17 protein-coding genes are annotated in these 23,819 nt (G+C 40.7%); all 17 read left to right on the forward strand.

Going from position 1 to position 23,819, the window contains the following annotated elements:
- Positions 1–4 precede the first annotated feature (4 nt).
- The 17 genes from NSU11_RS07410 (at position 5) to sigE (ending at position 23,692) form a co-directional block, all read left to right on the forward strand.
- Positions 5–2,155, forward strand: a complete 2,151-nt coding sequence (locus NSU11_RS07410) for a penicillin-binding protein (RefSeq protein ID WP_034623711.1) — start codon at positions 5–7, stop codon at positions 2,153–2,155.
- A gap of 128 nt (positions 2,156–2,283) precedes the next feature.
- Positions 2,284–4,203: a stage V sporulation protein D gene (locus tag NSU11_RS07415; protein ID WP_024424263.1), complete on the forward strand. Its 1,920-nt coding sequence runs from the start codon at positions 2,284–2,286 to the stop codon at positions 4,201–4,203.
- A gap of 211 nt (positions 4,204–4,414) precedes the next feature.
- The gene (locus NSU11_RS07420) at positions 4,415–5,890 is read left to right on the forward strand and encodes a UDP-N-acetylmuramoyl-L-alanyl-D-glutamate--2,6-diaminopimelate ligase (RefSeq protein ID WP_024424262.1); all 1,476 of its coding nucleotides are present in this window, start codon (positions 4,415–4,417) and stop codon (positions 5,888–5,890) included.
- Positions 5,891–6,025: 135 nt separating this feature from the next.
- Positions 6,026–7,000, forward strand: coding sequence for a phospho-N-acetylmuramoyl-pentapeptide-transferase (gene mraY, locus NSU11_RS07425; protein WP_003211854.1), 975 nt, complete (start codon positions 6,026–6,028; stop codon positions 6,998–7,000).
- Complete coding sequence (gene murD / locus NSU11_RS07430) at positions 7,001–8,356, forward strand: UDP-N-acetylmuramoyl-L-alanine--D-glutamate ligase (protein ID WP_149125677.1); 1,356 nt, start codon at positions 7,001–7,003, stop codon at positions 8,354–8,356. It abuts the gene before it with no gap.
- Positions 8,357–8,415: 59 nt separating this feature from the next.
- Positions 8,416–9,516 carry a stage V sporulation protein E gene (gene spoVE, locus NSU11_RS07435; protein ID WP_024424259.1) on the forward strand — a complete coding sequence of 367 codons (1,101 nt, stop codon included), beginning with the start codon at positions 8,416–8,418 and terminating at the stop codon, positions 9,514–9,516.
- Positions 9,517–9,712: 196 nt separating this feature from the next.
- Entirely contained in the window at positions 9,713–10,807 is a 1,095-nt protein-coding gene (gene murG / locus NSU11_RS07440) for an undecaprenyldiphospho-muramoylpentapeptide beta-N-acetylglucosaminyltransferase (protein ID WP_024426929.1), read from the forward strand.
- Positions 10,808–10,838: 31 nt separating this feature from the next.
- Positions 10,839–11,750, forward strand: a complete 912-nt coding sequence (gene murB, locus NSU11_RS07445) for a UDP-N-acetylmuramate dehydrogenase (protein ID WP_024426930.1) — start codon at positions 10,839–10,841, stop codon at positions 11,748–11,750.
- A 125-nt stretch (positions 11,751–11,875) separates the two neighbouring features.
- Complete coding sequence (locus tag NSU11_RS07450; RefSeq protein WP_024424256.1) at positions 11,876–12,655, forward strand: cell division protein FtsQ/DivIB; 780 nt, start codon at positions 11,876–11,878, stop codon at positions 12,653–12,655.
- Complete coding sequence (locus NSU11_RS07455; RefSeq protein ID WP_025092542.1) at positions 12,652–13,341, forward strand: DUF881 domain-containing protein; 690 nt, start codon at positions 12,652–12,654, stop codon at positions 13,339–13,341. The genes NSU11_RS07450 and NSU11_RS07455 overlap by 4 nt, the downstream gene beginning before the upstream one ends.
- A 20-nt stretch (positions 13,342–13,361) precedes the next feature.
- Positions 13,362–14,087, forward strand: a complete 726-nt coding sequence (locus NSU11_RS07460) for a DUF881 domain-containing protein (RefSeq protein ID WP_041117315.1) — start codon at positions 13,362–13,364, stop codon at positions 14,085–14,087.
- Positions 14,087–14,455 carry a small basic family protein gene (locus NSU11_RS07465; protein ID WP_003210988.1) on the forward strand — a complete coding sequence of 123 codons (369 nt, stop codon included), beginning with the start codon at positions 14,087–14,089 and terminating at the stop codon, positions 14,453–14,455. Before NSU11_RS07460 ends, NSU11_RS07465 begins: the two co-directional genes overlap by 1 nt.
- Positions 14,456–14,614: 159 nt before the next feature.
- Positions 14,615–15,937 (forward strand): cell division protein FtsA, encoded by a 1,323-nt coding sequence (ftsA, locus tag NSU11_RS07470; protein ID WP_024424253.1) that lies wholly within the window; start codon positions 14,615–14,617, stop codon positions 15,935–15,937.
- A 33-nt stretch (positions 15,938–15,970) separates the two neighbouring features.
- On the forward strand, positions 15,971–17,116 hold the full coding sequence (ftsZ, locus tag NSU11_RS07475) for a cell division protein FtsZ (protein ID WP_056766369.1): 1,146 nt from the start codon (positions 15,971–15,973) through the stop codon (positions 17,114–17,116).
- 308 nt (positions 17,117–17,424) lie between these two features.
- Positions 17,425–21,735: a S8 family peptidase gene (locus NSU11_RS07480; RefSeq protein WP_235566715.1), complete on the forward strand. Its 4,311-nt coding sequence runs from the start codon at positions 17,425–17,427 to the stop codon at positions 21,733–21,735.
- A 249-nt stretch (positions 21,736–21,984) separates the two neighbouring features.
- Positions 21,985–22,914, forward strand: coding sequence for a sigma-E processing peptidase SpoIIGA (gene spoIIGA / locus NSU11_RS07485; RefSeq protein WP_056766373.1), 930 nt, complete (start codon positions 21,985–21,987; stop codon positions 22,912–22,914).
- A 58-nt stretch (positions 22,915–22,972) separates the two neighbouring features.
- On the forward strand, positions 22,973–23,692 hold the full coding sequence (gene sigE, locus NSU11_RS07490; RefSeq protein ID WP_007499746.1) for an RNA polymerase sporulation sigma factor SigE: 720 nt from the start codon (positions 22,973–22,975) through the stop codon (positions 23,690–23,692).
- The last annotated feature ends 127 nt before the right edge of the window (positions 23,693–23,819 follow it).

Here is a 23,819-nt window from a genome sequence, read left to right on the forward strand (position 1 = left end):
GGCGATGCCTAAAAAGAATAAAATGATGAACAGAGGCGCGGCAATTGCGAGTATTTGCTTCGCCCTGTTTTTCTTTATCATCCTTGCACGTTTTATTTATATTCAGATTACAGGAACGGTCGATGGCCAAGTGTTAGCCGCAAAGGCAAATGAACAATATCAATCGAAGAAAACACTTGAAGCGAAAAGAGGGTCTATTTTAGACCGAAATGGGAATGTGATTGCCGAGGATACGTCTGTCTATAAGCTCATTGCAATCATGAGCAAGAAAATGACGGTCGATCCAAAGCACCCGATGCATGTCGTCGACAAAGAAAAGACAGCAAAAGAGCTGTCAAAAGTCATTGATATGAGTGAAAGCGAAATTTTAAAGCGTCTGAATACAAAAGATGCGTTCCAAGTTGAGTTTGGTAAAGCTGGGAAAGACATCAGTTTTTCAACAAAAGAAAAAATTGAAAAGCTAAAGCTTCCAGGGATCGCATTTGAAAAAGACACGAAGCGATATTATCCAAACGGCATGTTTGCGTCGAATCTGATCGGTTATGCAAGATTAGATGAGGCAACGAAGGACATGTCAGGCGCGATGGGACTTGAGAAGGCGCTGAACAAATTTTTAAAAGAAAAAGACGGCTATGTGACATATAACAGTGACAGAAGCGGATGGGCTCTTCCAAATAGTAAAGAAGACATTGTCGCTCCGAAGGATGGAAAAAATGTCACGCTGACCATCGATCAAAAAATCCAAGCGTTCCTTGAAGAAAGTATGACGCAGGTTGCCAAAAAATATAAACCGAAGAAAATCATTGCCACAGTCGTTGACCCAAAAACGGGAAAGGTGCTCGCGATGGGACAGCGGCCAAGCTTTAATTTAAATGAATTAGACATTACGAATTATAACAATGATGTCATTTCATATGCGTTTGAACCAGGTTCAACGATGAAAATCTTCACACTTGCTGCGGCAATCCAAGAAGGGGTCTACCAAGGCAATGATAAATATCAATCGGGTACTTATAAAGTAGGAGGCGGCCTTGTAAGAGACCACAACAATGGAAACGGCTGGGGAAAAATTGACTTTCATGAAGGGGTTCTCCGTTCGTCTAATGTAGCTTTTGCAAAGCTGGCAAAAGAAAAATTAGGCTTCACGCGCTACGAACAATATTTGCAGAAGTTCCATTTCTATGACAAAACAGGTATTGACTTACCGAACGAAGCGTCTAGTAAAATCAATTACAGATACGAATATGACAAAGCATCGACGGCTTATGGTCAAGCGTCTGCCATTACACCGATTCAACAAATCGAAGCAGCGACAGCAATAGCAAACGGCGGAACGATGATGAAGCCATATGTCATTGATCATATTACAGACCCGAACACAAACAAAACGATTTTACAGCACGAACCAACAGTAGCTGGAAAACCAATTTCCTCTGATACAGCAAAGCAAGTCCGTGACATTTTAGGTGAGGTGGTTTCCTCGAAGATTGGAACAGGCCAGCCTTACCAAATCAAAGGATTTGACGTTGCTGGGAAAACAGGAACAGGACAAATTGGCGGTGCCGGCGGTTATCTCAAAGGAAGAAACGATTACGTCTTTTCATTTATGGGAATGGCGCCAAAAGATGATCCGAAGCTGCTCGTTTATGTCGCTGTACAGCAGCCGCAGCTGTCTGATACAGAAACTGGCTCTGCCCCAGTTGCACAAATCTTTAACCCAGTGATGAAAAATAGTCTGCTATATTTAAATATTGCACCAACAAAAACAGACGATAAAAAATCAGGCGAACAAAAAGTGAAGCAAGAAACAATGCCTTCATTCTTAGATTTAGAAGTGAAGCAGGCGGAAACAGAAGCCAAAAACAAAAACTTAACGCCTGTTGTTATCGGCGACGGCCTCTCCATTAAACGACAGTGGCCAAGTGCAGGCTCTGAATTCTCTGAAAGCCAGAAAGTTTTCTTGAAAACAGCAGGAAAAACGATAAAAATGCCTGATATGACAGGCTGGTCGAGACGGGAAGTCCTTCAATATGCATCCATTTCCGGTGTGCATATCGAAACAAAAGGACAAGGATATGCTGTCAAACAAAGTGTGAAAAATGGAGCGGAGATTTCAGATAAAGTCGTCACTGTGACATTTAAAAGCCCGAATTAACTGCAAAACCTAGCAAACGACTTGCTAGGTTTTTTCTTTTGCCGAGCGGGATAGACGAGACGTTCTACATAAGGACGGGCCTGCATATGATGGAAACAAGCCATATGTATGTAAGGAGTGAACCGGGCGTGCGAGTATCAAGTGTAACAGTGAGAAAACGATTGCTTTTCGTGCTGCTGTTTGGGGTGATCATTTTTTTCATCATAGATACTAGATTAGGATATGTACAGTTTATTATGGGCGAGAAGCTCACAAGCTTAGCAAAAGATTCATGGAGCCGGAATCTCCCGTTCGAACCAGAAAGGGGAGATATTTTGGACCGAAATGGGGTAGAGCTTGCGACGAACAAAAGTGCCCCATCTATATTGGTCGTCCCGCGGCAAATTAAAGATCCCGCAGAAACAAGCAAAAAACTGGCGGCAGTACTGAATATGTCTGAAGAGAAAGCGTACAAGCACGTCACAAAGAAAACATCCATCGAACGAATTTCTCCAGAAGGCAGAAAAGTATCTCATGAAAAAGCAAAAGAAGTCAGAGAGCTTGATTTAGATGGCGTTTATGTTGCGGAAGACAGCATCAGACACTATCCGTTTGGCAGTTTTCTTTCTCATGTGCTGGGCTTCGCTGGAATTGATAATCAAGGGTTACTTGGACTGGAAGCCTATTATGATGATGACCTAAAAGGTGAAAAAGGCTCTGTCAAGTTCTATTCCGATGCAAAAGGGCAGAAAATGCCAGATGAAGCAGATGATTATACACCGCCTAAAGATGGTCTTGATATGAAGTTAACTGTCGATGCGAAGGTGCAAACCATTATAGAACGGGAATTAGACAATGCGCAGGCAAAATATAACCCAGATGGGATGATTGCAATTGCGATGAACCCGAAGAACGGTGAAGTGCTTGGGATGTCGAGCAGACCGGATTTTGATCCAGCGGATTATCAATCAGTTGACTCGAAAGTGTTTAACCGAAATCTACCGGTGTGGAGCACATATGAGCCAGGTTCGACGTTTAAAATTATTACGCTTGCAGCAGCACTAGAAGAGAAAAAAGTCAATTTAAAACGCGATCATTTTTTTGACAGCGGTTCTGTGACAGTTGATGGTGCAAGACTTAGGTGCTGGAAAAAAGGCGGCCACGGATCACAGTCATTTTTAGAAGTGGTTCAAAACTCCTGTAACCCCGGTTTTGTTGAACTAGGCGATCGTCTAGGAAAGGATAAATTATTTTCCTATATTAAAAATTTCGGATTTGGCCAAAAAACAGGAATCGATCTTCAAGGGGAAGGGCGAGGCATTTTGTTCCCGCTGGACCGAGTTGGCCCTGTAGAGCAGGCGACAACTGCCTTTGGTCAAGGTGTATCTGTTACGCCGATACAGCAAGTAGCTGCCGTAGCAGCTGCGGTAAATGGCGGAACACTTTACACGCCTTACATTGCAAAAGAATGGATAGATCCAATCACAAAAGAGGTAGTGAAAAAGCAATCACCGATTGCCAAAAAGAAAGTGATTTCAGCAGAAACATCAAAAGAAATCAGATATGCGCTTGAAAGTGTAGTCGCTCAAGGAACTGGCCGAAATGCATTTGTTGAAGGATATCGAGTTGGCGGAAAAACAGGGACAGCACAGAAGGTAAAAGACGGCAAGTACATGGAAAATAACCACATTGTGTCATTTATCGGGTTTGCGCCTGCTGATGATCCAAGTATCGTTGTATATGTGGCGGTAGATAACCCGAAAGGCACTATTCAATTTGGCGGGACAGTTGCTGCACCAATTGTGGGTCATATTATGCGGGACAGCCTGCCTGAGATGGGTGTGAAAAAAAGAAAAGGACAAATTGAAAAGAAGTACCAGTGGCTGGACACAAAAACCATTGAAGTACCGAATCTTGTAGGGGGATCTGTTTCAGACCTTGAATCCTTACTGATTAACCTTAAGATCGATGCTTCTGGAACTGGCAGTAAAGTGGTGAAGCAATCGCCTGCTGCCGGGACAAAAGTCAAAGAAGGCTCCACCATCAGATTATACTTAAACGATGAATAATAAAGAATGAACAGAGGGTAGCCGCACTCATTCGGCTGCCTCTTTTTGTTGAAAGAGAAGGTCTGTTTGTAAAAAAGAGCCCAAAGTGTGTTTTTTCCAAGAGAAACTTAAGGAATACGCTGGATGTATCCCTTTTTTTACGATAAAATATAGACTGTGTGTTTTTTTCACAAGACATGCACGTGAACGAATTTGAGAGGTTTGATATGAAATGAAATTACAAGAACTCCTTACATATTTTAAAAGTGAAAACAACGAACTAATAAACGAAAATCCTGATATCACTTCCATTGAAATGGATTCAAGAGAGGTGAAAAAAGGAAGCCTTTTTGTCTGTATAAAAGGCTATACAGTAGATGGACACGATTATGCTGAAAAAGCGGTGAAAAGCGGGGCTGCAGCGATTGTAGCAGAACACCCTCTTAACATATCAGATGTACCAGTCATTATTGTAAAACACTCTCAAAGAGCTCTTGCAAGAATAGCTGATGCGTTTTACGAGCAGCCAACTCATAAGCTGAATCTCATCGGGATCACAGGAACAAACGGAAAAACTTCGACAACACACATGATTGAACAAATGATGAGAAAAGCCGAAAAGAAAACTGGCTTAATCGGTACGATGTATATGAAGGTGAATGATGACATTCTCGATGTGAAAAACACCACACCTGAAAGTGTCACACTTCAGAAAACTTTTAAACAGATGCTTGACCAAGATGTAGACACAGCCATTATGGAAGTATCATCACATGCACTGCATCTTGGCAGGGTACATGGATGTGATTATGATATTGCTGTTTTCACAAACCTTTCTCAGGACCATCTTGATTACCACAACACAATGGAAGAATATAAACATGCGAAAAGCTTGCTATTCTCACAGCTTGGCAGTGCCTTTCATCACGACAAGCCGAAGCATGCGATTTTAAATGCAGATGATGACGCTTCGAGTTATTATGAAAAAGTGACAGCTGCTGAAGTCATGACATATGGCTTAGAGCAAAAAGCAGATGTAATGGCAAAGAATATTCAAATCAAACCGAAGGGGACTCAATTTGATTTGATCACTCCAATTGGCACAAAAAATGTGACAGTTGCCCTCATCGGTAAGTTTAATGTGTACAACATTCTAGCAGCTGTATCAGTAGGGATCGTATCTGGCTTAACATTTGAAACGATTGTAAGTGCTATTGAAGAGCTGGAGGGAGTCAAAGGCCGATTTGAACTTGTGAACTGTGATCAAGATTTCCCTGTTATCGTCGATTACGCCCATACACCTGACAGCTTAGAAAATGTCCTGACAACGTGTAGAGAATTAACAGAGGGCAAAATTTTCTGTGTGATAGGCTGCGGCGGCGACCGTGATAAAACAAAGCGTCCTCAAATGGCCCAAATCGCTGTGAAGTATGCAGATGAACCTGTATTTACTTCAGACAACCCAAGAAGCGAAGATCCTTCAGCTATTTTAAAGGATATGGAAAATGGGGTGCCAGACGCATATTATCATAGTTTTGTGAATCGCAAACAAGCCATCTTTTTTGCAATTGCCAATGCGAAAAAAGGCGATACAGTCTTAATAGCGGGTAAAGGTCATGAGACATATCAAATCGTCGGCGATCAAGTTTACGATTTTGATGATGCAAAGGTTGCTATGGACGCTATTTTAGATCTAAACAAATCTTAAAATGATGAAAAGAGTGTAATGAAATGAAGCATTTTGTACAAAAACAACATACGAAGAACGCGAATGAATACCTTAATAATGAATGTGATTTTCTGATGGAAAACGGCTTTGGAAATTCGGAAGGAGTAAAGAACGATGCTTGAACAGGTGATATTGTTTACAATCATAATGGGATTTTTAATCAGTGTTCTTTTATCCCCGATTTTTATTCCGTTTTTAAGAAGGCTTAAATTTGGTCAAAGTATTAGAGAAGAAGGACCACAGTCTCACCAAAAGAAATCAGGTACTCCGACAATGGGCGGAATTATGATTATCTTTTCTATTACCATTACAACGATTGTGATGATCAACAAATTTTCTGAGATTAGTCCAGAAATGTTTTTATTGTTATTTGTTACGCTTGGCTACGGTCTATTAGGATTTTTAGATGATTATATTAAAGTAGCGATGAAACGAAACCTAGGTTTAACATCGAAACAGAAATTAATTGGTCAAATTGTGATCGCAGTGATTTTTTATGCAGTCTTCCATTATTATCAGTTTGCAACGACGATTCGCATTCCAGGAACAGATGTGAGCTTCGATTTAGGATGGGCTTACTTTATCCTTGTCGTTTTCATGCTTGTCGGAGGTTCTAATGCCGTGAACTTAACGGATGGACTGGATGGTCTATTATCTGGAACCGCGGCTATTGCCTTTGGAGCCTTTGCTATATTGGCTTGGAATCAATCACAGTACGATGTAGCGATCTTTTCAGTAGCTGTTGCTGGAGCCGTTCTTGGGTTTCTTGTGTTTAACGCGCATCCTGCAAAAGTATTTATGGGTGATACAGGGTCGCTTGCTTTAGGCGGAGCGATTGTAGCAATTGCGATTTTAACAAAGCTTGAAATTTTACTTGTCATTATTGGAGGAGTATTTGTTGTCGAAACGTTATCCGTTATTCTTCAAGTGATCTCCTTTAAAACAACTGGAAAAAGAATCTTTAAGATGAGTCCGCTTCACCACCACTATGAGTTAGTTGGCTGGTCTGAGTGGAGAGTAGTTGTCACCTTCTGGACAGCTGGTTTATTACTTGCTGTTTTAGGAATTTACATCGAGGTGTGGTTATAATTGAATAAGATGCAAATGTTAAAAAACGAACATGTACTAGTATTAGGTCTTGCAAAAAGCGGATATGCGGCAGCTTCAATTCTTCATGAGCATGGAGTAAATGTCATAGTAAATGACCAAAAGCCGTTTGAAGAAAATGAACCTGCTCAGCTTCTTTCTGAAAAGGGGATTGATGTCGTTTGCGGCAGCCATCCTCTTCGTATGTTCGATGATAAAGAAATTACGATTTTAATTAAAAATCCAGGAATTCCATATGAAAATGTGATGGTTCAAGAAGCGCTTCGCCGACGAATTCCAGTTTGGACGGAAATAGAATTAGCTTATCATTTAACCTCAGCTCCTTTTATTGGGATTACTGGTTCAAATGGAAAAACCACTACCACGACTTTGATTTATGAAATGTTGAAACAAGACAGTCAAAAAACTTTAGTAGCAGGTAATATTGGCACAGTTGCCAGCGAAGTCGCTGCAAAGGCAGCTGGCGATGAGTGGATCGTAACTGAACTCTCTTCTTTTCAGTTAATGGGAACAGTTGATTTCAGACCTAAAATCAGCTTAATATTAAATATTTTTGATGCACATTTAGACTATCACCACACTCGTGATGAATATGAAAATGCAAAGCAGAAAGTATACGCACATCAACTTGAAGATGACATAGCTGTTATTAACCTCGATGATCCATCAGTCGTAAAACTGGCTGAAGCTTCAAAAGCAAAAAAAGTGTTTTTCTCAGTGAAAGAGCAAGTAGAACATGGTGCGTATATTAAAAATGGTGCGATCTACTACATGAATGAACATATCATCGATTTAAAGGATGTTGTTCTTCCTGGTGAGCATAACCAAGAAAATATTTTGGCAGCTATTTGTGTCGTAAAAAATGCAGGCTGTTCAAATGAAGCAATCGCACACGTTCTCACGACATTTAGTGGAGTGAAGCATCGTCTGCAGTTTGTAGATACAATTCAAAGCAGAAAATTCTATAACGATAGTAAAGCCACCAATATACTGGCAACAAGTAAAGCATTGTCAGCTTTTAATCAGCCGACCATTTTACTAGCTGGCGGGCTTGATCGCGGCAATGAATTTGATGAATTGAAACCTTTTATGAAAAATGTAAAAGGAATTATCACATTTGGTGAGACGGCACCTAAGTTTGTGAAGCTTGGTGAAGAACTGGGAATACATCACGTAAAACATGTCGATAATGTTGAACAAGCAGTACCTGCGGCGTTTAACATTTCTGAAGAAGAAGACGTGATTTTATTATCTCCGGCTTGTGCAAGCTGGGATCAACATAAAACATTTGAAGAACGTGGAGACATGTTTGTAAACGCCGTGCATATGCTTAAATAAGGGCTTGTCTCTCGTATGACTGACAGCCCAAATGAAATTATGCTTGGGGTGTCGGTCTCTTGACGAATAAGAAAACTTCTCCGGACTTTTTGCTTGTTGTCATTACGTTACTTTTATTGACGATTGGTTTAATTATGGTGTACAGCGCTAGTGCTGTGTGGGCATCGTATAAATTTGATGATTCGTTTTATTTTGCAAAAAGACAGCTTTTGTTTGCCGGAATCGGAGTTATCGCGATGTTTTTCATTATGCGAGTCGATTATTGGACGTGGCGGACTTGGTCAAAGATATTGATTGCTGTTTGTTTTCTCCTTTTGCTGCTTGTACTTATTCCTGGTATCGGTATGGAGAGAAATGGATCAAGAAGCTGGATCGGTGTCGGTGCGTTTAGTATTCAGCCCTCTGAATTTATGAAGCTTGCGATGATTGCGTTTCTTGCAAAATTCTTATCTGAAAAACAAAAAAATATCACATCCTTTCGTAAAGGTTTCGCACCAGCATTAGGCATTGTATTTTCTGCATTTGCCATCATCATGCTGCAGCCAGATTTGGGAACAGGGACGGTAATGGTTGGAACCTGTATTATTATGATATTTGTTTCAGGTGCGAGAATTGCTCACTTTATATTTCTCGGTCTTCTAGGGCTCAGCGGATTTGCTGCACTAGTCTTATCAGCGCCCTACCGCATAAAACGAATTACATCGTACTTAAATCCTTGGGAAGATCCACTAGGCAGTGGGTTTCAAATTATTCAATCCTTATACGCTGTTGGTCCAGGCGGTCTGTTCGGAATGGGTCTCGGTCAAAGTAGACAAAAATTCTTTTATTTACCTGAGCCTCAAACAGACTTCATCTTTGCAATATTGTCTGAAGAGCTTGGCTTTATAGGAGGATCACTCATTTTGCTGCTCTTTAGTGTTCTATTATGGAGAGGCATACGAATAGCACTTGGAGCCCCAGACTTATATGGAAGTTTCCTAGCAGTTGGTATTATTTCAATGGTTGCCATTCAAGTGATGATTAATATCGCAGTTGTTACTGGACTTATCCCTGTGACAGGTATCACGCTCCCATTCCTAAGTTATGGCGGCTCATCACTGACATTAATGCTGATGGCAATTGGCGTACTCTTGAATGTAAGCAGGTACGCTAGATATTAGTGCTGCTAGTTCATGAAACCATGATGACATTTATTTTGCAAAAGTACAAAAAAATGATTTGAAGAGTAGAAATGACAGATTTTGTATTGGAAACATGTTTTTTGACTCTTCTTTACAGGTTTTAACGGAGCCCTGTTGTTTAAAACAGGGTTTATACTTTGTTCAGAGCAGAAAAAAATTGAGGGGAAATGGTATAATGCGTATAGTAATCAGTGGAGGCGGAACAGGCGGACATATTTATCCAGCCTTAGCTTTTATTAAAGAAGTGAAAAGACTGCATCCTGATGTAGAATTTTTATATATTGGTACTGAAAATGGACTTGAAAAGAAAATTGTAGAAAGAGAAAATATCCCTTTCAAGTCCATAGAAATTTCAGGTTTTAAAAGAAAGCTTTCCTTTGATAACGTAAAAACGGTGATGAGATTTCTAAAAGGCGTTCAAAAAAGCAAATCTTACTTAAAGGAATTTAAGCCAGATGCGGTCATTGGAACAGGTGGTTATGTGTGCGGCCCTGTCGTTTATGCAGCTTCTAAGCTGAAAATCCCGACCATTATTCACGAACAGAACAGCCTGCCTGGTATCACAAATAAGTTTCTAGCAAGATATGTTGATAAGGTAGCCATCTGCTTTGAAGAAGCAAAGGCACATTTTCCTTCTGAAAAGGTTGTATTTACGGGAAACCCTAGAGCCTCTGAAGTCGTCTCTATAAAAGAGGGGAAATCTCTGAAGGAGTTTGGGCTGGATGAAACGAAAAAAACGGTTCTTATTTTTGGCGGGAGCCGGGGGGCTGCGCCGATTAATAGAGCAGTTATTGACATGCAAGATGCATTAAAGGCTAAGAACTATCAGCTTTTATATATCACGGGTGAGGTTCATTATGAAAAAGTGCTGAACGAACTAAAGGAAAAAGGTGCAGCACCTAATATGATCACAAAGCCTTTCTTGCATCAAATGCCAGAATACTTGAAATCGATTGATGTGATTGTTGCAAGAGCCGGTGCCACAACGATTGCTGAAGTGACAGCCCTTGGAATTCCAACTATTTTTATTCCAAGCCCATACGTGACGGCAAATCACCAGGAAATCAATGCAAGATCACTAGAAAAGCATGACGCTGCAATCGTTTTAAGAGAATCAGAGCTTTCTGGAGAAAGCCTCCTTCATGCCATTGATGAAATTGCTGGTAATGAAGAAAAATTAAACGAAATGAGCCGTTTAACAAAAGAACTTGGAGTACCAGATGCGGCTGGACGTTTATATAATGTATTAAAAGAAATTACGACTACATGATGGAATGATATTAGGTAAGGCGGAGGGTAATATGGAGAACTTGAAGAATGAATTATTAGAAGCGCAAGTCGGTAAAGTGCTTGAAAATGAGCCGCTTGCAAATCATACGACAATGAAAATAGGCGGGCCGGCAGATCTATTGATCGTTCCTAAAGATATCGATTCAGTTAAAACGATCATGGATCAGATAAAAAAACACCACGCGGACTGGACGGTTATTGGAAGAGGGTCAAATTTACTCGTACTTGATAAAGGAATACGTGGCGTCGTCCTGAAGTTAGGCGCTGGACTTGATCACTTAACTGTAAATGATGAAGAAATTACAGTTGGCGGCGGCTACTCTGTTGTAAGGCTTGCAACGTCTCTTAGTAAGCAGGGTCTTTCAGGGCTGGAATTTGCAGCTGGTATCCCAGGGTCTATTGGCGGCGCTGTTTATATGAACGCAGGTGCGCACGGATCTGATATCAGTAAGATTCTTGTGAAAGCGAGAATCTTATTTGAAGATGGAAGCATCGAGTGGCTAACAAATGAGCAGATGAACTTTAGCTATAGAACGTCTGTCCTTCAAAAGGAACGACCAGGCATTGTTCTCGAGGCCGTGTTTAAGCTCAAACAGGATGATCGCGAGAAAATCACAAAGAAAATGCAGCAAAATAAAGACTATCGCAAGGAAACACAGCCTTATAATCGACCATGTGCCGGAAGTATTTTTCGAAATCCGCTGCCTGAATATGCAGGACAGCTTGTAGAAAAAGCGAATTTAAAAGGGTACCAAATTGGCGGAGCAAGAATCTCTGATATGCATGGCAACTTTATTGTGAACGCTGGCGGGGCTACTGCTCAAGACGTGCTGGACTTAATCCAGTACATTCAAAAGAAAATTAAAGATGACTACAATGTAGATATGCATACAGAAGTAGAAATTATCGGTGAAGCAAATTAAAAGCAAGTTTTATGAATGATGGCATCACAGGAAAACAAACGGCATGAAAGAATGCCGTTTGTTTTCTCATCAAAAGATGACCCAAAGGTGTGGACAAGCAGCTTTGAATGGGGTGAAGAATATATATGCGGCCTGATCATGAAAATGAAAAGATCGTCAATATAGAAGAACGAATTCCTAAAATTAAAGAACAAAGGAAGCAGAAAGCGAATCGGAGACTAATCTCTTTTATTCTACTGTTTTTTATCATGGTTTTAATCATTATTTATTTGCAGACACCAATCAGTAAAATTTCTTCTTTAACTATCACGGGTAATGAGCATGTCCCTACAAAACAGCTTGTGAAACTTTCCCAGATTAAAGAAGGCGAAACAGAGTTTTGGAATTTAAATAAAGATTTAACAGCAGATCATATTAAGCAAAACAAACTGATTAAAAGTGTCAGTATCAAAAAACATTTTCCAAATAAGGTTAGTATTGCTGTCAAGGAATATGCCAATATTGCGTATCTTCAAAAGGGAAATTTATACTATGAGCTTCTTGAAAATGGGACAGCATTACCAGAAGAAGTCACACCAAGTCATGCAGGACCTATTTTTGTTGATTGGGACAATAAAGAGAAGCTGAAGCAAACGGTTAGATCTTTAAATCAGCTGCCAGCCTCTATTCAGGAACTCATCTCAGAAATATATTATGTGCCAACAAGCTCAAACCAGTGGCTCGTTAAATTTTATATGAATGACGGGAACACCGTGATTGCATCAATTAAAACATTCGCTGATAAAATGAAAACCTATCCTGCCATTGTAAAAGAACTTTCGCCATCTGAAAAAGGCACAATCCATATGGAAGTCGCGACGTATTTTGAAGCGTTTAAATCTAAGAAAAAGGAAGATGAACGTTGAGAGGCAAAACAGTTATATTCTCAATTGTCATGCTTGTTCTTGGTTTTCTGATTTCTTTTTCATACCAATATACTAAGCAGCATCAGGCAGATGTCATTCGAACAGAGCAATGGAAAAAAGAATACTCCTTGAAAAGTCAGCTGACAAAGCAAGAAAAGGCGAATCAGAAACTTGAAAAAGAATTATATAGTCTTCAATCACAGGTTCAAGCCACTGAGTCCAATTTGAAAAATGAAAAAGAGCAGTATTTTAATGTATTGGAAGATGTTGAGAAATACAGGATGTTTACAGGAGAGATCGGTGTAAAAGGAAAAGGGGTACAAGTATCCCTTGAAGATGCATCTTATATCCCGAGTGGACAAAATGTCAATAATTACATTGTTCATGAGAGCCACATTTTTCATGTGATAAACGAACTGTTTATATCAGGGGCCTCTGCCGTATCTATTAATGGACAGAGAATTACACACCAATCATACATACATTGTAATGGCCCAGTTGTCACAGTTGACGGTGTTCAGCATCCAGCGCCATTTGTTATTTCTGCTATTGGTGATCCGGCTGTGTTAATACCTGCATTAAATATTGCAGGAGGAGTGGTCGATCAGCTGACAAGTGATCACATTTCGATGACGATTGAAAAAAAGGATATTCGTATGAATCCTCTTTTAAAACACAAAGATTAAAAGTGAAAAGGTGAGTGGTGTTGAGGAAAAAGAAGCCTTTACTTAGTTTGACAGCCTTAATGGTGATATTCGGCATCATGGTCTCCATCCAATTTAATTCATTGCAAAAGCCCAAAGTTCGTGATACTCGCGATGTGTGGGAGCTAAGAGAGGATTTATCTGCATCTAAAAGTAAAGAATTGGATTTACTGAAAGAAATTGATAAATACGATGAAATGCTGAAAAAGTATGGTCGTCAAGGAGATCAATCAAAAGAAGCTCAACTAACTAAAACATTAAAAGATTTAAAAGAAAAGGCTGGTTTTACAGAAGTGACAGGGGAGGGAATTGAAGTTGACATCTCTCAGCTCTTCTCCAAGGATCTGACCGGGGAAGAAGTGAAAAATATCCCCCCTGATCTTCTGAAAAAGCTAATCAACGAAGCCAATATGTATGGAGCAAAACATATTTCTATTAATGACCACCGTGTGATTAATACAAGTGTGATTCGAGATATTAATGGTACGACGAAAATGGATGGCTACAGCTTAGATGGTGATGAAGTGACCATCAAGATGATCAGCGACCAGGCCGACAAATTATACAGCCGTTTAAATGTATCAGATATTGGTGATTTGTTTGCTCAGGAAAATTTCGGCTTAAGTATTAGCCAGCCGAAGCAGCAAATTCAATTAAAAGCATATGACGGTGCAATTCAGTTAAACGAGTTGAAGCCTCTTGACGATGTAAAGGAGGGAAAATCTTAATGTGGCTTCCTGTACTTGGCTTAATCATAGGAGTTGCGATCGGTTTCTTAACAAATTTTACGATACCGAATGAGTATTCTAATTATCTTTCCCTCGCTGTACTTGCTGCGCTTGATACATTGATTGGTGGAATCAGGGCACATCTGCAAGGGGCATACGATGAACTAGTGTTTGTATCAGGCTTTTTCTTTAATATTATACTTGCAATAAGTTTAGCTTTTCTGGGCGTCCATCTTGGTGTAGACTTGTATTTAGTCGGAATGTTTGCTTTCGGCGTTAGATTGTTTCAAAATATAGCAGTTATTCGCAGAATTCTACTAACAAAATGGACAATTTCTAGAGAAAAAAAGAAAAAAAGTGAGTCATAAAAAAGGATATACATATGATGTAACGAATATTTTCAGTAATCCTAATAAGAAATGTTGATTTTTTAAGTTTTGTTACACACTTGTAAAAACACATTCATTGTATTGTTGTTCAGCAAATAATAGAATAGAAAGTATTGATATGTGAGGAGGTGCCATAGAATGAACAACAATGAAATTTACGTCAGCCTTGACATCGGTACATCCAATATAAAAGTCATCGTCGGAGAAATGGCGGATGATTCGCTTAACATTATAGGTGTTGGAAATGTCCCTTCAGAAGGGTTAAAAAAAGGATCGATTGTTGATATAGATGAGACAGTTCATTCTATTAGACAAGCATTTGAACAGGCTGAGAGAATGGTAGGTTTTCCTTTACAAAAGGCGATTGTCGGAATTAACGGAAACCACATTCATATTCAGAATACGAGCGGCGTGGTCGCAGTATCTAGTGAAAACAAAGAAATACATGCTGAAGATGTGAGACGTGTCTTAGATGCTGCACAGGTAGTATCTATTCCTCAAGAACATCTCGTCGTAGACGTCATCCCGAGACAATTTATCGTCGACGGAAGAGATGAGATCACTGATCCGAAAAAAATGCTTGGTGTTCGGCTAGAGGTGGATGGATCGTTAATTACAGGTTCTAAAACGATTCTACATAACTGGCTCCGATGTGTAGAAAGAGCTGGAATTGAAATTATGGATATTTGCTTGCAGCCGCTCGCATCGGGCTCAGCAGCATTATCGAAAGATGAAAAAAATCTAGGGGTAGCTCTCGTCGATATTGGCGGCGGATCTACAACGATTTCCGTATTTGAAAACGGGCATCTCTATTCTACTCACAGTATCCCTTTGGGCGGAGAGAACATTACAAAAGATTTGTCTATAGGACTTAGAACTTCTACTGAAGAAGCTGAACGAATCAAAAAACAATTTGGACATGCGTTTTATGATGAGGCATCGTCTGAAGAAACATTTGAAGTTTCTGTCATCGGTACCGATCAGAAACAGACGTATACACAGCTTGAGGCGGCTAATATCATCGAGGCTCGGCTGGAAGAAATCTTGCTCTTTGTGGCAGAGGAATTAAGAAATATGGGTGTCCATGATTTGCCTGGCGGATTCGTTCTAACAGGTGGACAGGCAGCTATACCAGGTATCCTTTCTCTTGCACAAACGGTCTTGCAAAACAATGTTAGAATTGCAAGTCCGAATTATATTGGGGTGAGAGAACCTCAGTATATGACAGGAGTGGGTCTGATCCACTTTGCTTATCGCAATGCAAAGATTCAGGGCAGACAAGTTGGATTCCAAATGCCGGATGAGGCGTTTCATGAAGTAGGCGCATCCATGGAGCCGGTTTCTTCTGCACCACAAGTGAAAGAAGCGCAGCCAAGACCGAAAGTAAAACAAAAAGCACAAGAAGAGACAAATAAAAAACCGGGCAAAATGAAAAAACTATTTAATATGTTCTGGGAATAGAATTAGATTTTCGACGGATTAGGAGGATTCAGCATGTTGGAGTTTGAAACAAATATAGACGGCCTAGCATCAATTAAAGTAATCGGAGTAGGTGGAGGCGGAAATAACGCTGTCAACCGAATGATCGAAAATGACGTACAAGGTGTCGATTTCATTGCAGTCAACACAGATGCACAGGCGTTAAATCTATCAAAAGCAGAAACGAAAATGCAAATCGGTGCTAAGCTGACAAGAGGGCTTGGAGCAGGTGCGAATCCTGAAGTCGGTAAAAAAGCTGCTGAGGAAAGCAAAGAACAGATTGAAGAAGTATTAAAAGGCGCAGACATGGTCTTTGTTACTGCTGGTATGGGCGGTGGAACTGGTACGGGTGCTGCACCTGTCATTGCAAAAATCGCAAAAGATTCTGGTGCATTGACAGTTGGAGTCGTGACTCGTCCTTTCACATTTGAAGGAAGAAAGCGTCAGCTTCAAGCCGTCGAAGGAATTGCTTCTATGAAAGAAGCAGTTGACACATTAATCGTCATTCCAAACGATCGCTTGCTTGAAATTGTTGATAAAAACACGCCAATGCTTGAAGCATTCCGTGCAGCAGATAACGTGCTACGACAAGGTGTTCAAGGGATCTCAGATCTTATTGCTACACCAGGTTTAATTAACCTTGACTTTGCTGACGTGAAAACGATCATGTCCAATAAAGGTTCTGCTCTTATGGGTATTGGTGTCGCAACAGGTGAAAATCGTGCTGCTGAAGCTGCGAAGAAAGCTATTTCTTCACCACTTCTAGAAACGGCGATTGACGGTGCACAAGGTGTCATCATGAATATTACTGGTGGTACGAACCTAAGTCTTTATGAAGTACAAGAAGCAGCGGACATTGTTGCTTCTGCATCTGACGAAGATGTAAACATGATTTTCGGGTCTGTCATTAATGATAACTTGAAGGATGAAATTGTGGTAACCGTCATCGCTACTGGATTTATTGAGCAAGAGCCAGAAGTGACAAAACCACAAAGAAATCCATTAGGACAAGGATTAAAGCACAATCAGTCCATTCCTCAAAAGCGTGAAGTAAAACGTGAGGAACATCAGCAACCATCATCTCAACCGAGACAAAATACACAATCAAGTGATGATACGCTGGATATCCCAACGTTCTTGCGCAACCGTAATAAACGCTAATCGATTATCACTCATCCCCTTCCATTGGAAGGGGATTTTTTCATGTTCAATATATAAAGAAACCCGCATCTCTTCTGATCATAAAGTATTAAATGTGTCTGGATCACTTCATTCAACATATGTATTTTGGATTAGGGTGATTAAGTAAAAAGGATCATTTTTAAATCCTATTACAAAAAGCGACAAAATGATGAACTTTATTTGACTACATTAAATAGAACACCATGAATCTTGTCATGAACAAAGGAAAGAGAGGAGTGAGATCCACACTCTGTTTGACCATTTGAGGAGGAGGGATTTGATTGAAAATGAAGTTTCGCAAAACCGCCGGCTATCGTTTGATGAGTCTTTTGGTGATTGGTACTTTAACGATGACAAGCTTTGGGATGGTTCAAGCAAAATCGACTTCTACCTCATATCAAGAGGACGCTGTTTCCTCCAAGAAAGTAAAAGCAAAGATCTCATCTAGATTAATGAAACAGTTTCAACAAGAAGACAAGGTGACCTTTTTAGTCAAAATGAAGGAACAAACAAATGTGAAAAAAGTGGCGAAGGATGCTGTATCAAAAGCCAAAAGACAGAAGTTAACAGCTGCTAAAACGCAGTACACAAAAAGATCAGCTGTCGTATCAGAACTAAGAGCGACGTCTGAAGAGACGCAGGAAGCGCTGCTTACTTATTTACAAAAGGCACAGAAGAAAAAGCAAGTGAAGGATATTCATTCGTACTATATTGTGAATGGTCTCGCTGTGACAGGCACGAAAGAAGTTATGGAAAAGGTGGCTTCCTTCCCAGAAGTAGATCAAGTGCTGCCAAATGAAATCCGTCAAATCCATCGTCCTGTTGATTTGAAGACTTCAAAGAAGAATAAACAAATCAAAGCAGCAGATGGAATCGAGTGGAACATTTCTCAAGTTCATGCCCCAGAAGCATGGGCGTTAGGCTATGACGGAACTGGTACCGTTGTGGCAAGTATTGATACAGGTGTGGAATGGGATCATCCTGCATTAAAAGAAAAATACCGCGGATTCGATCCTGCACGTCCGAATGAACCTTCTCATGAATTCAATTGGTACGATGCAACGACAGGTTCTGAAGCGCCATACGATGATTTAGAGCATGGTACACATGTAACGGGAACGATGGTTGGCTCTGAGCCAAATGGAGAGAATCAAATTGGGGTCGCACCAGGTGCAAAATGGATCGCGGTGAAAGCTTTCTCAGAAGATGGTGGTTCAGATGCTGATCTGCTTGACGCAGGTGAATGGATTTTAGCTCCAAAAGATGAAAACGGAAACCCACATCCAGAAAAGGCGCCAGATGTGGTCAATAATTCTTGGGGCGGTGGACCCGGTCTTGATGATTGGTATAAAGATGTGGTCAATGCTTGGAGAGCAGCGGACATCTTCCCAGAGTTTTCAGCTGGCAATACGGATTTATTTAACCCTGGCGGTGAGGGATCTATTGCAAATCCTGCGAACTATCAGGAAGCCTTTGCGACGGGTGCAACAGATCAAAACAACAAATTGGGTTCTTTCTCTTTGCAAGGCCCCTCTCCATATGGCGTCATGAAACCAGATATTGCGGCCCCAGGGGTAAACATTCGTTCTTCTATTCCTGGGAAAGGGTATGAAGATGGCTGGAATGGAACCTCGATGGCAGGTCCGCATGTTTCAGCTGTTGTGGCTCTTCTGCGCCAAGTACAGTCAGATCTGTCTGTTGAAGAGATCGAAGACATTCTCACTGATACTGCAAAGCCGCTGACCGATCAGCAATTTCCGGAATCCCCTAACAATGGCTATGGGGCAGGATTAGTTGATGCAAAAGAAGCGATCACAGCATTAACAGATGGAATTGGTACGATTGAAGGACAGGTGACAAAAGAAGGAGAAGATACAGAACCACCCGTTTTTTCTCATAAAGGACCGAATGAAATTTTTGCCTCTACACCAACACCTCTAAGCATCACAGCAGAAGATGAAGTAGCTGTGACCAATGTCTCCTTGACTTATCAAGTGGATCAAGGGAAAAGAGAGACGCTGCAAGCAAAACGTACGGATGGAAATCATTTAAAAGGGACCTATGTTGTCCAGCTCCCAGAACTTGAGGGAGAAAACGTCACGTACCGATGGATTGTGAAAGATTTTGGAGAAAATGAAGCCGCATCAGAACCGTATACGATTCCGATTAAATCATCCATCACGACTGGCTACTCGCAAGATTTTGAAGCATGGCCAAGTGGATGGTTCAGTGGTGGAACAAAAGATCCTTGGCAGTGGGGGAAGCCGACCACAGGTCCGAAACAAGCCTTTACTGGAGATCATGTCTACGCCACAAACCTAGACAGTCCTTATGAAAATCAAACAGATGCTCATTTATCTATGCCGATGATTGCTGTACCTGAGTCAGGCTCCTCCTTTTTACAATATCAATACTGGCATGACCTTGAAGCAAATTATGACTATGTGCATATTCATGTGCAGCCTGAGGGGGAAGATGCTGTCCAAGTGGCAGCCTACACAGGCAAAACAAGTGGATGGACAAAAGGAGAAGTAGATTTATCTGCTTACAAAGGTCAGAACGTGAGAGTTATTTTTCAGCTAAGAACGGATGGCAGTGTGACAAAAGACGGTTTTTATTTAGATGATGTGAAAATAACAGATCAAGCCTTGCCTCAAAAGGCAAAGAAACAGCTTGGCGTCATCAAAAAAGAAAAGTCAGCACAGGAGCAGAAGAAACCCGTCGATCCGAAAAGCGCAAAGCCTGCTAAAATAAAAGAAAAACATGTCCAGATGAAAAAGGAAAAAAGCTTAGATGCCCCATCTATCAAAGCTCTTCCGATGAAGGCAGAAATCAGTGTTCTTGAAAGCGGCAAGTCCACGTACACAGATGAAGCGACAGGGAGATATCAGCTTTCTCATGGTGCAGGGGAATTTACAGTGAAAGCTGAAGCATATGGCTTTGAATCACGCACACAAAAAGTCAATATTCCTGCAAATGATCAGGCAGAGGCAAATTTCTCGTTACAGCCACTAGAAAAACGAACGATATCTGGCACAATTGTCAATGAAACAACGGGTGAAAAAGTAAAGGATGCTACGGTTTATCTTGTAGAGGATGCGAAAATTGAGCCGGTGAAAACAGATGAATCTGGCGAGTTTTCTCTAGAGGCATTGAGCGGTGTATATACAGTCAAAGTATTTGCGAAAGGGTTTAAAGGATATTCGTTTACAGCCGATGTGACAGAAAAGCCGCTTGAAAAAGCAATCAAGCTGGAACCTTTCATCGGTTTTGCTGGCGAAATTGGCTACGATGACGGAACAGCTGAAAATGCACGGGCGTTCTATGATCCTGGTAATGGCTGGGCGGTGAAATTTTCATTAGAAAAAGGGAAGAAACAAGCACAGGTCACAGGGGGGCTTTTCCGTTTCTGGACAACAGAGTGGCCAGCCCCTGGCGGGAATGAATTTGCGGTTGAAGTGTATGATGCTTCTGGGAAGGACGGCGCTCCAGGTGAGAAAATTGCGGGACCTTTTAAAGCGAATGCGCTGCGTAATGGTGAATGGACAAAAGTAGATTTAGAAGATCAAGCCATTACGGTGGATGGAGATTTCTATCTTGTCTATATTCAAACGAAAAAGAATACGGAATCTCCAGGCCTTGCAACAGATGAAGATGGACCAAATGCTGAAAGAAGCTGGCAGCTGACAAGCGGTGCCTTTTCTCCTTCTCCAAAAGAAGAGGGAAATTATATGATTCGTGCGCTTGTCCAATATGAAGCAGATGTGCCAGAAATAACATCTCCAAAGGCTGGAACGATCACGAACAAAGATGAACTGGAGATCGAAGGTAAAGCCTCTCCAGGGCTTGATGTAGCGATCTATCAAAACGATAAAGAGATTGCCAAAGTGAAAGCAGATCAGTCGGGTGCTTTCAAAGAGAAGGTTACAGTGTCAAGCGGAGAGCATGTATTCACGGCTGCTACTGTTACGGATAAAGGCGCAACGAAAAAATCCAAATCAGTCAAGGTGATCATTGATCAAACAGCCCCAGTGTTAACGATAGATACACCAAAAAAAGGGGAAAAGTCTAACAAAGAATCACTCACTGTAGAAGGAAAGGTAACGGATGATCATCTTGATCAAGTCACTGTGAATGGAAAAAAAGCAGCAATAAAAGATGGGAAATATTCTGCAAGAATCCTGCTTGAAAACGGGAAAAATACGATCAAAGTAACAGCAAAAGATGCAGCAGGAAACAAAACGACTAAAAAAGTCGATATCGATGTTCAATACGAAGCGCCTGAGATTTCTAAGCTGACACCAGCAGAGAATGTCAATCTATCATCAGGTGAGTCTGTTAAAATTTCATTTAACAGCAGAGAAAAGCTAGACGCAACGTTTGTCATTCACATGCCGCTGACAAACGCGAGATCAAAGCTGCAAAATACAACAGAGCTGCCGCTTCGTGAGGTAGCCAAGGGAACATATGAAGGTTACTGGACAGCTACTTCTACCGCCAAAGCAAAAGGTGCAGTCATTGAAGTAATTGTGCGGGATGATTATGGAAATGTTACTCGACAAAAGGCCCCAGGCACATTAAATATCAATGTAAAATAACCCTTAAAAAAGGCACGACTCCTTGGAGCGTGTCTTTTTCGTTTCGAATGATTGTTTGTAAGCTTGTCCGGAAGCACACTCTCTTTCTTTGTGCTCTCATTCCTCGACAAAAACAATAACAATCCACCAAAAGTTCTCTATCATCCCCAACAAGAATTGACAGACTTCCATCTCTTGGCTGTTTTATACTGGTACAAACAAGTGCAAGTACTGCTTTTGATTCTTTGTTTCAGATGAAAGGAGCAGAAGGTGGTCATTTATTTAGATGTGATTTGGCTGTTAAACTTTTGTTTTGATCTATTGCTTCTCTTACTCACTGCATTTATTCTCAAACGACAAGTAAAAAAACGGCGATATATGTTAGGAGCTCTGATTGGATCGAGCATTGTTCTCTTGCTCTTTACACCATTTGCAATGTTTGTGTCACACCCTCTAGGCAAACTGCTTTTTTCTGTCTTGATCGTGCTTGCAACTTTTGGATTTCAAAGATTTCGATTCTTTTTTCAAAACCTGTTTGCTTTTTACTTTGTCACATTTTTGATGGGAGGAGGCATGATCGGGGTTCATTCGTTTTTACAAACCAATACTGTTATTCAAGACGGGCTGCTGATTTCACAAAATGATGGCTTTGGTGATCCCATTAGCTGGCTTTTCGTTTTAACCGGCTTTCCTGCGATTTGGCTGTTTTCAAAGAAACGATTAGGAGAGGTCGGTGCGAAAAAAAGACAGTTTGATGAACAAGTCCTTGCGGAGATACACATTCAAGGAGAGACCATCCGCTTAAAGGGACTCGTCGATTCTGGCAATCAGCTGTATGATCCTATGACGAAAACACCTGTGATGATCGTTCAAGCAGATCAACTCATGGCCATTTGCGGAGAGCCATTTATAGAGCTTATGAAGCAGTCTCATCCTGTTGAAGTGATGCAAAAGCTCGATGATCAATTTCCGCTTCTTGACCGTTTAAGACTTGTTCCATATCGAGCGGTCGGTCATGATCACGGGTTTCTTCTATGCTTAAAACCAGATACGGTCATCATTTATTCAAAAACGCATATGATCCAGCCAGCCAAGTGTTTTGTAGGCATGAGTCTGAGCGGTTTATCAGCAGATCAGGAATTTCAATCCATCATTCATCCAGATATGTTAGACGGAAAAATCATCCAAGGGGTGTCTTAAGTTTTGGTGATGTCTTTTATCTTACGAGGTCAACTTGACATTTAGAAGGGAGAAGAAGATGAAAAAATTAAAATTTAAACTCACTTACTACTGGTATAAACTCCTCATGAAGCTAGGTCTTAAGAGTGATGAGATTTATTATATTGGTGGTAGTGAGGCGCTGCCGCCGCCATTATCAAAGGATGAAGAGCAGGAACTGCTTGTCAAATTACCAAAAGGTGATCAAACAGCAAGGGCTATCCTGATTGAAAGAAATTTGCGGTTGGTGGTCTACATCGCAAGAAAATTTGAAAACACAGGGATTAATATTGAGGATTTAATTAGTATTGGAACTATTGGTCTAATTAAGGCAGTCAATACATTTAACCCAGAAAAAAAGATCAAGCTTGCGACATATGCTTCGAGATGTATTGAAAATGAGATTCTGATGTATTTGCGCCGAAATAATAAAATTCGTTCAGAAGTGTCGTTTGATGAGCCGCTCAACATTGATTGGGACGGAAATGAACTTCTTTTATCAGACGTACTTGGAACAGATGATGATATTATCACACGAGATATTGAAGCAAATGTAGATAAAAAACTTTTGAAAAAAGCGCTGGAACAATTAAATGACCGCGAAAAGCAGATCATGGAGCTTAGATTCGGCTTGGTTGGCGGTGAGGAAAAAACCCAAAAAGATGTCGCTGATATGCTAGGCATTTCCCAGTCGTATATTTCAAGACTTGAAAAAAGAATTATTAAACGATTACAAAAAGAATTTAACAAAATGGTCTAAAAAAATTTTTTAAAAAGCTCTGTCCCTTTGCTGTCAAAGGAATCAACTTCTTTTCTCATGATTCTCGTCATCACTCGTGCATATTTTTCCATCCCAAGGAGATACTGAACTTTGTACAACAGCTCCT

The organism is Bacillus sp. FSL R5-0712 (assembly GCF_038593285.1).
Classification (GTDB): Bacteria; Bacillota; Bacilli; order Bacillales; family Bacillaceae; genus Bacillus; species Bacillus safensis.

Excerpts from the sequence above, each read along its gene's own strand:
- NSU11_RS07410 (WP_034623711.1), top strand. The coding sequence starts at position 5 with ATGCCTAAAAAGAATAAAATGATGAACAGAGGCGCGGCAATTGCGAGT.
- NSU11_RS07420 (WP_024424262.1), top strand. The coding sequence starts at position 4,415 with ATGAAATTACAAGAACTCCTTACATATTTTAAAAGTGAAAACAACGAA.
- mraY (WP_003211854.1), top strand. The coding sequence starts at position 6,026 with ATGCTTGAACAGGTGATATTGTTTACAATCATAATGGGATTTTTAATC.
- murG (WP_024426929.1), top strand. The coding sequence starts at position 9,713 with ATGCGTATAGTAATCAGTGGAGGCGGAACAGGCGGACATATTTATCCA.
- murB (WP_024426930.1), top strand. The coding sequence starts at position 10,839 with ATGGAGAACTTGAAGAATGAATTATTAGAAGCGCAAGTCGGTAAAGTG.
- NSU11_RS07450 (WP_024424256.1), top strand. The coding sequence starts at position 11,876 with ATGCGGCCTGATCATGAAAATGAAAAGATCGTCAATATAGAAGAACGA.
- NSU11_RS07465 (WP_003210988.1), top strand. The coding sequence starts at position 14,087 with ATGTGGCTTCCTGTACTTGGCTTAATCATAGGAGTTGCGATCGGTTTC.
- ftsA (WP_024424253.1), top strand. The coding sequence starts at position 14,615 with ATGAACAACAATGAAATTTACGTCAGCCTTGACATCGGTACATCCAAT.
- ftsZ (WP_056766369.1), top strand. The coding sequence starts at position 15,971 with ATGTTGGAGTTTGAAACAAATATAGACGGCCTAGCATCAATTAAAGTA.
- NSU11_RS07480 (WP_235566715.1), top strand. The coding sequence starts at position 17,425 with ATGAAGTTTCGCAAAACCGCCGGCTATCGTTTGATGAGTCTTTTGGTG.
- sigE (WP_007499746.1), top strand. The coding sequence starts at position 22,973 with ATGAAAAAATTAAAATTTAAACTCACTTACTACTGGTATAAACTCCTC.